Source organism: Streptomyces sp. NPDC024555, assembly GCF_055559335.1.
The window spans coordinates 1-11,771 of sequence record NZ_JBVHKV010000009.1; the positions used below are offsets into that span (position 1 = coordinate 1).

Sequence of the window (11,771 nt, forward strand, 5' to 3'; positions counted from 1 at the left end):
CCCGCCCGCGGGGGCCGGGGCGGGGGGGGGGGGGGGGGGGGGGGGGGCCGCCCCCCGGGGGGGGGGGGGGGGGGGCCCGGGGGGCGTGGGGGCGGGGGGGGGGGGGGGGGGGGGGGGGGGCCCCCCCCCCCCCCCCCCCACGGTCGTACGAGCGGTGCGGTCACGCGAAGCGCTGCTGGGCACCTCCGTCGCAGGGCTGGAGGCGGAGCGGGTCGTGGGCGCCCGCCAGGGTCGCGCACAGCCCGGTCGCGGCGGCCGGGCGCAGGGTGCCGGACTGCCGGACGAACTGCTGGTTGGCCGCGCCCGAGCAGTTGTAGAGGATCAGCGCGGCGCCCGCCTTGTAGTCGGCGCCCGGGACGTCCAGGCAGCGGTCGTGACTCAGCTCCGTGCGCAGCGTCCGGGTGCCGGAGTCGTACCACCAGCCCTGGTTGCGTCCGCCGTGGCACTCCCAGCCGGTGACCCCGGTGTTGTTGCGGGTGACCGAGGCGGGGGCGTCCAGACAGCTGCCGGTCGCCTCACCGCGCACCGGCTTGAAGGCGTCGTCCCAGGCCAGCTGCTGGAGCACCGGCTGTCCGGTGCTCGCCGGGTCGGCGCAGCTCGCCTCGCGGACCCCGGCGTTGTAGATCTGGGTCAGGCAGGAGGCGAAGGCGCCGTGGCCGGCGGCGTTGGGGTGGAAGGACTGCCGGACGGAGTTGGAGTCCGGCGGGAAGTGCGAGAGGTCGATGTAGAGGCCGCGGGCCCAGGTCGACTCGCTGCACACCTCGTGGCCGTGGAAGAGCCGGGAGTTGTCCAGGTAGACCGCACCGGTGTCGGCGGCCGCCCTGCGCATGCCGCGTTCGAAGGCGGGGACGGCGACATTGCGGCCCCAGGCGGCGTCGGAGTCGTATCCGGCGCAGCCGCCGGGAAGCTTGCCGGGGTAGTTCGGGTTGTCGTAGAAGTCCGGGCCGATGGGGCTCGGGTAGCCCATGACGACGAGCTTGTAGTCGCCGTCCGCGTATCCGGCGCCGGTCATCACGGTGCGCAGGTCGCGGACGGTCTTCTCGACCTTGGGGACGAGCCCGTCGACACGGGCCTGCCAGCCGCCGTCGTACTTGGGCTCGCAGGTGCCCTGGGACAGCACCCAGCGGGTGACGCAGTCGGTCATGACCGGTCCGAACTGGAGGTCGTCGTTGGCGCCCGCGACCAGCACGATCATCTTGATGCGGGTGTTGCGCGCCTTGATGGCGAGGTTGTCGCTCTGCACCAGTTCGTCGGCGTACTGCTTGGAGCCGCCGATGACGATGTTGCCGGTGTACGCGCCGGAGCAGGAGACGTTGTACGTGACGTCGGCGGCGATGCCGGTGCGGTGGATGGCGGAGTCGGGTGAGCGGTGGCACCAGTTGTCGGGGCCGTTGGTGCCCGCCTCGTACGTGCCGACGCCCTCGCCGGAGATCTCGCTGTCGCCGAGCGAGATGAGCCCGGTCTTGCGCTGGGCGAGCGGCCGCTCGGCCGGGTCGCCGTACAGCCGGGTGGCCTCGGCGGCGCGGATGGCCTCCAGTTCGGGCGGCAGTGCGGTGGATGCGGTAGTGCTGGACGCGGGCTGTGCCGCTCCCGCCGGTCCGGCGGCGACGGTCATGCCGCCGAGTGCGGCCGCCATGGCCGCGGCGGCCGCGACGGTACAGCGGAGTCTGTGCCTGGTGCGCCTCATTGCGCCTCCCCGGGTTGTGGTTACCCCCGGTATTTACTGGTCGGTAGGCGACTTGGGAATACATGGAACAAGACAAGTGCTCATCTTTTTGGGCGACTTCAAGGAGATTGAACGATGACGGATCAGGGAACGGGCGAGGGCTACCGGATCGAGCACGACTCGATGGGCGAGGTCAGGGTGCCCGCGGACGCCAAGTGGCGGGCCCAGACGCAGCGGGCCGTGGAGAACTTCCCGGTCTCCGGACAGCGCCTGGAGCGGGCCCACATCGAGGCCCTGGCCCGCGTCAAGGCAGCCGCGGCCAAGGTCAACGCCGAGCTGAAGGTCCTCGACCCGGACATCGCGCGGGCGATCCAGGAGGCGGCGGCCGAGGTCGCCGAGGGCCGCTGGGACGCGCATTTCCCCGTCGACGTCTTCCAGACCGGCTCCGGTACCTCCTCGAACATGAACACCAATGAGGTGCTGGCCACCCTCGCCACCGAACGCCTCGGCCGCGAGGTCCACCCCAACGACCACGTCAACGCCTCGCAGTCCTCCAACGACGTCTTCCCGTCCTCCATCCACATCGCCGCCACCGCGGCCGTGACCGGCGACCTGGTCCCGGCCCTGGAGCATCTGGCGGCCGCCCTGGAACGCAAGGCCGCGGAGTTCGCCACCGTCGTGAAGTCCGGGCGCACCCATCTGATGGACGCCACCCCCGTCACCCTGGGCCAGGAGTTCGGCGGTTACGCGGCCCAGATCCGCTACGGCGTCGAGCGGCTGCGCGCCTCGCTGCCCCGCCTCGCCGAGCTCCCGCTGGGCGGCACCGCCGTGGGCACCGGCATCAACACCCCGCCCGGCTTCTCCGCCGCCGTGATCGCCGAGGTCGCGCGGGCCACGGGGCTGCCGCTCACCGAGGCCCGGGACCACTTCGAGGCGCAGGGCGCCCGGGACGGCCTGGTCGAGACCTCCGGACAGCTCCGCACGATCGCGGGCTCGCTGACCAAGATCTCCAACGATCTGCGCTGGATGGCCTCGGGCCCGCGCACCGGCCTCGCCGAGATCAGCCTCCCCGACCTCCAGCCGGGCTCCTCGATCATGCCGGGCAAGGTGAATCCGGTCATCCCCGAGGCCGTGCTGATGGTCGCCGCGCAGGTGACGGGGAACGACGCCACGGTGGCCGCCGCCGGGGCCGCCGGCAACTTCGAGCTGAACGTGATGCTCCCGGTCATGGCCAAGAACCTGCTGGAGTCCGTCCGGCTGCTGGCCAACGCCTCCCGGCTGCTCGCGGACCGCACGGTCGACGGGATCACCGCCCATGCCGAGCGGGCCCGGGAGTACGCCGAGTCCTCCCCGTCCGTCGTCACCCCGCTGAACAAGTACATCGGCTACGAGGAGGCCGCCAAGGTCGCCAAGCGCTCGCTGGCCGAACGCCGCACGATCCGCGAGGTGGTGCTGGACGCGGGCTACGTCGAACGCGGCGACCTCACCGTGGAACAGCTCGACGAGGCGCTCGACGTGCTGCGTATGACCCGTCCGTGACATGCGTCGCTGCGACCCGGGCGGCGGCCTCATTAGGATCTCTCCATGACAGGTACCGGCGAGACGCAGCACTGGGCCCCGGGTGATCAGATCCTGTGGCGCTACCGCGGCAACGGGCCTCGGCGGCACGGCCCGGACCTGGACCCGGTGCCCAATCCGGTGCACATCTGCCGACCGGTCACCGTCGTCCAGGACACCGACGAGCTGCTCGCCGTCTGGGTGGCGCCCGGCACCGAATGCGTGAAGCCGGTGCTGGCGGACGGCACCGACGTGCACGCCGAACCGCTCGCCACCCGGTACACCGCCCCGCGCACCACCGCCCGCACCCCCTGGCTGGGCAACGGGGTGCTCAAGCTGGCCCGGCCCGGCGAGCCCTGGTCGGTCTGGCTGTTCTGGGAGCGCTCCTGGCAGTTCCGCAGCTGGTACGTGAACCTGGAGGAGCCCCGGACCCGCTGGCGGGGCGGGATCGACTCCGAGGACCACTTCCTCGACATCTCGGTCTACCCGGACCGCAGCTGGCTCTGGCGCGACGAGGACGAGTTCGCCCAGGCCCAGCGGGCCGGGCTGATGACCCCTGACCAGGCCCGGCGGGTGCGGGCGGCGGGACGGGCCGCGGTCGGGGTGATCACCGACTGGGGGGCGCCGTTCCGCGACGGCTGGGAGGACTGGCGGCCCGATCCGGCCTGGCGGGTGCCGGAGCTGCCGGCCGACTGGGACCGGCTCCCCGATGACTGGGACCGCACCCCTTCCGCCATGCCGACATGAGACCCTTGATGCACCCCGCGGGGGCAAACGTAGGATCGTCCTCGGGAGCCACGCTCCGCCCCAACCCACGGGCGCGGGACGCGGCCTGACCGCAAGTCACCGAGTCGTCGCAGACATCGCACGCTTCATGAACCGCATCAGCCGTATGAGTCGCACGAGTTGCCCGACACCGCAGGAGCCACGACGAGGGGGTGGAGACGTGCTCGCTGTCCGACGCCCCGGCACCGGAAACGTTGTCATCGGCCCTCCCGGCCGGCGAACGGTTTCGGCCCCGCGTCCCGGGACACGGGAATCCGGCCGTTGTGACGGCCGCTCCCGCCGGGGCACAGTAGCGCCTCACGAGGCCGAACCCACTGCCTCATCCAACCGGCCCGGACGGACGGAATCCCACGCGTGACGGAGCAGCCCACCTCCCACGAAGGCCGGCAGCCGCTCGCTGCCCGGCCGCAGGAACGCACCCGGCCGCGACAGCGCGACGCCGCGGCCGCGCCCGCCCCTGCCACCGCGGCGATCCCGGCCCCGGCCAAGGGACCGAATCCGGCCCCGTCCGGACCGGCCCCCGACCCGCAGGCGGCGGCCCGTCGCGAGGGCGACCGGCTGCGCTTCGTGGGGGCCGCGACCCGGCGGATCGCCCGCGGCATAGACCTGGACGAGATCGTCCTGGGCCTGTGCCGCGCCAGCGTGCCGACGTTCTCCGACGCCATACTCGTCTATCTGCGCGATCCGCTCCCCGTCGGCGACGAGCGGCCCGTCAGCCCGTTCGTCCTGCGGCTGCGCCGCTCCGACCGGCTGCGGCTGAGCGACGAGGACACCGAGAGCCTGTCGGAGACCGAGCGGCTGCGGCCGCCCGCCGTCGATCCGCAGGGCGATCTGATCCCCGCCGCGGAGCTGTGCGAGGTGCTGGCCGGCGGCGCGCTGGCCGAGGTGCTGCGCGGAGTGCGGCCGGTCTTCGGCGACTCCGCCGCGGCCCGGGTCGCGCTGCCCGAGCTGCTGGGCGCCGACCGGGTCGTGCCCTCCGGGCACCGGGCCATCCTCGCGCCGCTGCGCGGCCGGCGCCGGGTGATCGGCGCGGCCGTCTTCCTGCGCGGCACCGAGCGCCCGCCCTTCGAGGCCAACGATCTGCTGGTCGCCGCCCAGCTGGCCACACACACCGCGCTCGGCATCGACAAGGCCGTGCTCTACGGCCGCGAGGCCTACATCGCGGACGAGCTCCAGCGCACCATGCTGCCCGACTCGCTCCCGCAGCCGACCGGTGTGCGGCTCGCCTCGCGCTACCTCCCGGCCGCCGAGACGGCCCGGGTCGGCGGCGACTGGTACGACGCGATCCCGCTGCCCGGCAGCCGGGTCGCCCTCGTCGTCGGCGATGTGATGGGCCACTCCATGACCTCCGCCGCGATCATGGGCCAGCTGCGCACCACCGCCCAGACCCTGGCCGGTCTCGACCTGCCGCCGCAGGAGGTCCTGCACCATCTGGACGAACAGGCGCAGCGGCTGGGCAGCGACCGCATGGCGACCTGCCTGTACGCGGTGTACGACCCCGTCGCGCACCGGATCACCATCGCCAACGCCGGCCATCCGCCGCCCGTGCTGCTGCACCTCGGGGGCCGGGCCGAGGTGCTGAAGGTGCCGCCCGGGGCCCCGATCGGGGTCGGCGGGGTGGACTTCGAGGCCGTGGAGCTGGACGCGCCCGCGGGCGCCACGCTGCTGCTCTACACCGACGGCCTGGTGGAGTCCCGGCTGCGGGACGTGTGGACCGGGATCGAGCAGCTGCGCGAGCGGCTGGCCGCCACGGCCCGGCTCACCGGTCCGGACCACTCGCCGCCGCTGGAGGCCCTCTGCGACGACGTGCTGGACATGCTCGGGCCGGGCGACCGGGACGACGACATCGCGCTGCTGGCCGCCCGGTTCGACGGGATCGCGCCCAGCGACGTGGCGTACTGGCATCTGGACCCGGAGGACTCGGCCCCGGGCCGGGCCCGCCGGCTGGCCCGCCGGGCGCTGAGCCGCTGGGGTCTGGACGAGCTGGCGGACTCGGTGGAGCTGCTGGTCAGCGAGGTGGTGACCAATGCCGTGCGGTACGCGGAGCGGCCGGTGACGCTGCGGCTGCTGCGGACCGACATGCTGCGCTGCGAGGTCGGCGACGACGCCCCGCAGCTGCCCCGGCAGCGGCGCGCCCGGGACATGGACGAGGGCGGCCGGGGGCTGTTCCTGGTCAACCGGCTGGCCCGGCGGTGGGGGGCGACCCGGCTGTCGACCGGCAAGGTCGTCTGGTTCGAGATGCCCGCCCGGGGGCAGTGACCACCGCCCCCGATCGCCGTCACCCTGAGTGACCGAAATGTTGCCGACCCTCCCGTCCCGGAGTTGACTTCAGTCGTGTGCCACGCGGCCTGACCGAAACCCCACCGACGGGAGGCGCCCGGTGACCGAGGAACCCAGGACCAAGAACACCGCCTACACCACGAACAACGCAGGGATTCCGGTGGAGAGCGACGAACACTCGCTCACCGTCGGCCCCGACGGGCCGATCCTGCTCCAGGACCACTACCTGATCGAGAAGATGGCCCAGTTCAACCGGGAGCGGGTCCCCGAACGGGTCGTGCACGCCAAGGGATCCGGCGCGTACGGCGTCTTCGAGGTGACCAACGACGTCAGCCAGTTCACCAAGGCCGACCTCTTCCAGCCGGGCAGGCGGACGGCCATGCTGGCCCGCTTCTCGACGGTCGCCGGGGAGCAGGGCTCCCCCGACACCTGGCGCGACCCGCGCGGCTTCGCGCTGAAGTTCTACACCGAGCACGGCAACTACGACATGGTCGGCAACAACACGCCGGTCTTCTTCGTCCGTGACCCGATGAAGTTCCAGGACTTCATCCGTTCGCAGAAGCGCCGCCCGGACAACGGGGTGCGCGACCACGACATGCAGTGGGACTTCTGGACACTGTCCCCGGAGAGCGCCCACCAGGTGACCTGGCTGATGGGCGACCGGGGCATCCCGAAGACGTACCGCCACATGGACGGCTTCAGCTCGCACACCTATCTCTGGGTGAACGCGGGCGGCGAGCGGTTCTGGGTGAAGTACCACTTCAAGACGGACCAGGGCATCGAGTTCTACACCCAGGACGAGGCCGACGCGATGGCCGGGACCGACGGGGACGTGCACCGCCGGGACCTGTTCGAGTCGATCAAGCGCGGCGACCACCCGAGCTGGACGCTCTCCGTCCAGGTCATGCCGTTCGACGACGCCCCGGACTACCGGTTCAACCCCTTCGATCTGACGAAGGTGTGGCCGCACGGCGACTACCCGCTGATCGAGGTCGGCCGGATGACGCTGAACGAGAACCCCGAGGACTTCTTCGTCCACATCGAGCAGGCGTCCTTCGAGCCGTCGAACCTGGTGCCCGGCATCGGCCCGTCGCCCGACAAGATGCTCCTCGGCCGGCTCTTCTCGTACCCGGACACCCACCGCTACCGGATCGGCCCGAACTACGCCCAGCTGCCGCCGAACCGGCCGCGCTCCGGGCGGAACTCGTACGCCAAGGACGGCCCGATGCGGTACGAGCCGTCGCGTACGGGCGCGGTCTACGCGCCGAACTCGTACGGCGGTCCGGAGGCCGACACCGCGCGGTTCGGCGAGCCGGCGGGCTGGGCCTCGGCGGGCGAGATGGTGCACGAGGCCTACACGCTGCGCCGGGACGACGACGACTGGGGCCAGGCGGGCACGTTGGTGCGCGAGGTCCTCGACGACGCGGCGCGCGAGCGGCTGGTGGCGAATATTTCCGGCCATCTGCTGGACGGGGTGAGCCGGCCGGTCCTGGAGCGGGCGTTCCAGTACTGGCGCCATGTGGACCGGGACCTCGGCGACCGGGTCGCGAAGAAGGTCGGCGGCTGACCGGCCGGAGCGGCGCGGACAGCCGGACGGGCGGGGTACGAGGAGTGGCCTCGTACCCCGCCCGTCGGGGTTTCCGGTGCGGTCCGGCCGGTCAGCCGGTCGCCGCGTCGCCGTTCTGCGGGCGGTCGTCGCCCGGTTTCAGCGGGGGTTCGGGGGAGTCCGAGGGCCCCGGTTCGGTCGACGGCTGGGTGGGCGGCTCGCTCGTCGCGTCACCGGTGGGACTGGCCGGCGGGGTGGAGGCGGGCGACTGGCTCTGTGTGGGCGGGGTGCTGGCCGGCGGGGTGTGTGAGGGGCTGTCGGACGGGGAGGCGTCGTCCGAGGGCGAGGTGGACGCGGACGGCGAGCTGGTGTCCGGTTCCGGGGAGACCGCGGCGCCCATGTCGGTGTCGAGGTCGAACTCGGTGGACCCGCCCATCGCCTTGGCGGTGTAGTCCGCCCAGATCCGGGCCGGGAAGCCGCCGCCGTTGACGCGGCCGCCGCCGCCCGCGCCCTTCAGGGTCACCTGGGCGCCCTTCTGGATCTTCTTGCCGTCGTCGTCGGTCCGCGCGAAGGCGGCCTCGCCGAAGAGGCCGACCGAGGTCACCAGGTCCGGGGTGTAGCCGGTGAACCAGGCGGACTTGTTGTCGTCCGAGGTTCCCGTCTTGCCGGCGATGTCCTGGTCGGACAGGCCCTCGGCACCGCGCACCGCGCGCTGGGCCGTACCGTCGTCGACCACACCGGTGAGCACGGAGGTCACGGAGTCCGCGGCCTGCCGACTGATCACCTGGTCGCCGATGGCGGCGGGCATCTTCACCGGGTCGTCGCCCTGGTGCACGGCCGACTTCACGATCTGCGGGGTGACCTTCTTGCCGTGGTTGTCGAGCGTGGCGTAGACCCCGGCCATGGCCAGCGGGCTGGCGCCCATGGAGCCCAGCGTCTGCGCGGGCACCGCCTCCAGCTTCTCCACGTCCATGCCGAGCTTGCCCGCGGTCTCCAGCACCTTGTCCATGCCGACGTCGACGCCCATCTGCGCGAAGACGGAGTTGATGGACTTGTTCATCGCGGTCTGGACGGTGACCGGGCCGTAGTCCTGGTCGTCCTCGTTCTCCGGGGCGAAGGCGATGTCGCTGCCCTCGACGGGCCGTTTGCTGGTGCCGTCGTAGCGGGTGCTCGCGGTGATCGGCTCCTCGTCCTGGGTCTCCGACTCCTGGTCGAGCGCGGCGGCCAGGATGACGGGCTTGAACGTGGAGGCGGGCTGGTAGTCCTTGCGCTCGGCGTTCGACACCCAGTGCTCGTTCTGGCCGCGCCCGCCGTACAGGGCGACCACCGCACCGCTCTTGCGGTCCACGGAGACCGCGCCGGCCTGGATGTCCTGGTCGAGCTTGCGCTTCTTGGTGTCGAGGCTGTCGTTCAGCTGGGTCTCGACCGACTTCTCCAGCTGCGCCTGCTTCTTCTTGTCGATGTTGACCGTGATGGTCCAGCCGCCCAGGTCGAACTGGTCGCGGGTGAGGCCGGTCTCCTTGAGCACGGCGTCACGGGCGGCCTCGACGATGTAGCCCTTCTGGCCGGAGATGCCGTTGCTGGGCCTGGGGTTCTTCGGGATGGGGAACTTGAGGCCGCGGCGCATGCTCGCGTCCAGCCAGTCCTCCTCCACCATGTTGTCCAGCACGTAGTTCCAGCGCTCCTGGACGAGTGCCTTGCCGCGCGGTCCGGCGACGGCCCAGTCGTACTGGCTGGGGGCCTGGAGCAGGGCGGCGAGGTAGGCGCCCTCGGCGACGTTCAGGTCCTTGGCGTCCTTGTTGTAGTACGCCTGCGCCGCGGCCTGGATGCCGTAGGCGCCCCGGCCGTAGTAGCTGGTGTTGATGTAGCCGGCCAGGATCTCCTTCTTGCCCTTCTTCTGGTCGACCTTGAGCGAGATCACCAGTTCCTTGAGCTTGCGGGTGACCGTCTGGTCCTGGTCCAGGTAGTAGTTCTTGACGTACTGCTGGGTGATGGTCGAGCCGCCCTGCTTGCCCTTGCCGGAGAGGGTGTTCAGCAGGCCGCGCGCGGTGCCTTTGAAGTCGACGCCCTTGTCCTGGTAGAAGGACTTGTTCTCGGCGGCGACGAAGGTCATCTGGACCTCCTTGGGCACCTGCGCGAGGTCGACGATCTCGCGGTTGACCTCGCCCGTCCTGGCCAGCAGGGTGCCGTCGGAGTACTTGTAGATATTGCTCTGCAGCTTGGCCTGGGCGTTGCCCTCGGGCACGTCCACGAGCATGTAGAGCACGGCGAAGGCGCCCATGGCCATGAGGCAGAGGGCGAACGCCGTCCCCAGCATCTTCTTCCAGGTGAAGAGTCCGCGTATGCCGCCGCTCCTCCCGGCCCGCCGCGCTCCGCGCCGCTGGGCTCGTCGCGCATCCGCTCGACCCATCGCTGTGTTGCTCCCGCTTCTCTGCTCACCGGATCAGCTCGGACCTGCCAGCTAACACCGTCGGGACGGTGAAAATGCGAGCGATCCCGCATTTTCCGGACGTGACAATCAGCACCCGTCCTCAAGGGAACCGACTCATGAGAGGTGCGCAGGGTTGCGAGAACCGTTAATGTGTAATCACATTGCTAGCGAACGGCTAGCCACCTGAAACGGGGGATTCCATGACCGGTCCGCTCAACCCCGACACGCCCGACACCTCTCCCGCCGACCTCGCCCCGGATGCGCCCGAGATGCCGGAACCGCAGGTCCGCGAGGTTCCGGCGCACAGCATCCCCGGCGGCCTCGGTCTGCTGCTGACCGTGATCGGCGTGGTCGTCGGCGTCTTCCTCGCGATCATCGGCGGGGTCATCGGGTCGAACGGGAGCAACGCCGTGGGCATCCCGGTGTGCGTGCTCGGCATCCTGCTCGCCCTCGCCTCGTTCTTCTGCATGGGCGGCGTGAAGATGGTCGCACCGGGCGAGGCCCGGGTGATCCAGCTCTTCGGCCGGTACGTGGGCACGATCCGCGCCGACGGTCTGCGCTGGGTCAACCCGCTGACCTCCAGCCGGAAGATCTCCACCCGGGTCCGCAACCACGAGACCGCGGTCCTCAAGGTGAACGACGCGTACGGCAACCCGATCGAGCTGGCCGCGATCGTGGTCTGGAAGGTCGAGGACACCGCCCAGGCGCTCTTCGAGGTCGACGACTTCCTGGAGTTCGTCGCCACCCAGACCGAGTCCGCCGTCCGGCACATCGCCCTGGAGTACCCGTACGACGCCCACGAGGAGGGCGGCCTCTCGCTCCGGGGCAACGCCGAGGAGATCACCGAGAAGCTGGCCGCCGAGCTGACCGCCCGGGTGCAGGCCGCCGGGGTCCGGATCATCGAGTCCCGCTTCAGCCACCTCGCGTACGCCCCCGAGATCGCCTCCGCGATGCTCCAGCGCCAGCAGGCCGGGGCGGTCGTGGCGGCCCGTCAGCAGATCGTCGAGGGCGCGGTCGGCATGGTCGAGATGGCGCTCACCCGCATCGCCGAGCAGGACATCGTCGAGCTGGACTCCGAGCGCAAGGCGGCCATGGTGAGCAACCTCATGGTGGTGCTGTGCGGCGACCGGGCGGCGCAGCCGGTCCTCAACACGGGCACGCTCTACCAGTGACCGACCAGCCCCCGCGGCGCCCCGCGCCGCCGTCCGGGCCGCAGCGGCGCAAGCAGATGCTGCTGCGGCTGGACCCGGCGGTGCACGACGCGCTGGCCCGCTGGGCCTCGGACGAACTGCGCAGCGCCAACGCGCAGATCGAGTTCCTGCTGCGGCGGGCGCTCGCCGAGGCCGGCCGGCTCCCCGGCGGCGCGGCACCGATCGCGCGCCGGGGCCGTCCGCCGAAGCGTCCGGAGCCGGAGCCCCCGGACCGGGAGGCCCCCGGCCGGGACTGAGCCGACGCGGAGGCCGGACGGCTCCCGCCGGGGCCGTCCGGCCTCCGCCCCTCGGTAT

General features: G+C 71.7%; 8 protein-coding genes. 6 read left to right on the plus strand and 2 right to left on the minus strand.

Annotated features, from left to right (window positions below; genetic code table 11):
- Positions 1–160 precede the first annotated feature (160 nt).
- Positions 161–1,687 carry a ricin-type beta-trefoil lectin domain protein gene (locus tag ACZ4FH_RS16815; RefSeq protein WP_467305391.1) on the minus strand — a complete coding sequence of 509 codons (1,527 nt, stop codon included), beginning with the start codon at positions 1,685–1,687 and terminating at the stop codon, positions 161–163.
- Between the two features lie 114 nt (positions 1,688–1,801).
- Here ACZ4FH_RS16815 and ACZ4FH_RS16820 point away from each other — a divergent pair, with 114 nt between their 5' ends.
- The 4 genes from ACZ4FH_RS16820 to ACZ4FH_RS16835 all read left to right on the plus strand — a co-directional run bounded on the left by ACZ4FH_RS16820 (position 1,802) and on the right by ACZ4FH_RS16835 (position 7,856).
- Complete coding sequence (locus ACZ4FH_RS16820) at positions 1,802–3,205, plus strand: class II fumarate hydratase (protein WP_467305393.1); 1,404 nt, start codon at positions 1,802–1,804, stop codon at positions 3,203–3,205.
- 45 nt (positions 3,206–3,250) lie between these two features.
- Positions 3,251–3,970: a cytidylyl-2-hydroxypropylphosphonate hydrolase gene (gene fomD, locus ACZ4FH_RS16825; protein WP_467305394.1), complete on the plus strand. Its 720-nt coding sequence runs from the start codon at positions 3,251–3,253 to the stop codon at positions 3,968–3,970.
- A 393-nt stretch (positions 3,971–4,363) separates the two neighbouring features.
- Positions 4,364–6,268: a SpoIIE family protein phosphatase gene (locus ACZ4FH_RS16830; protein ID WP_467305396.1), complete on the plus strand. Its 1,905-nt coding sequence runs from the start codon at positions 4,364–4,366 to the stop codon at positions 6,266–6,268.
- A 121-nt stretch (positions 6,269–6,389) separates the two neighbouring features.
- A complete protein-coding gene (locus ACZ4FH_RS16835) occupies positions 6,390–7,856 on the plus strand; it encodes a catalase (protein WP_467305397.1) in 1,467 nt (488 codons plus the stop codon).
- A gap of 91 nt (positions 7,857–7,947) precedes the next feature.
- Here ACZ4FH_RS16835 and ACZ4FH_RS16840 read toward each other — a convergent pair whose 3' ends face one another.
- Positions 7,948–10,245, minus strand: a complete 2,298-nt coding sequence (locus tag ACZ4FH_RS16840; RefSeq protein WP_467305399.1) for a transglycosylase domain-containing protein — start codon at positions 10,243–10,245, stop codon at positions 7,948–7,950.
- Positions 10,246–10,466: 221 nt separating this feature from the next.
- Between ACZ4FH_RS16840 and ACZ4FH_RS16845 the strand changes: the two genes are divergently transcribed.
- Positions 10,467–11,438 carry an SPFH domain-containing protein gene (locus ACZ4FH_RS16845; protein ID WP_383650456.1) on the plus strand — a complete coding sequence of 324 codons (972 nt, stop codon included), beginning with the start codon at positions 10,467–10,469 and terminating at the stop codon, positions 11,436–11,438.
- Positions 11,435–11,713 carry a type II toxin-antitoxin system antitoxin gene (locus ACZ4FH_RS16850; RefSeq protein WP_467305401.1) on the plus strand — a complete coding sequence of 93 codons (279 nt, stop codon included), beginning with the start codon at positions 11,435–11,437 and terminating at the stop codon, positions 11,711–11,713. The genes ACZ4FH_RS16845 and ACZ4FH_RS16850 overlap by 4 nt, the downstream gene beginning before the upstream one ends.
- Positions 11,714–11,771 lie beyond the last annotated feature (58 nt).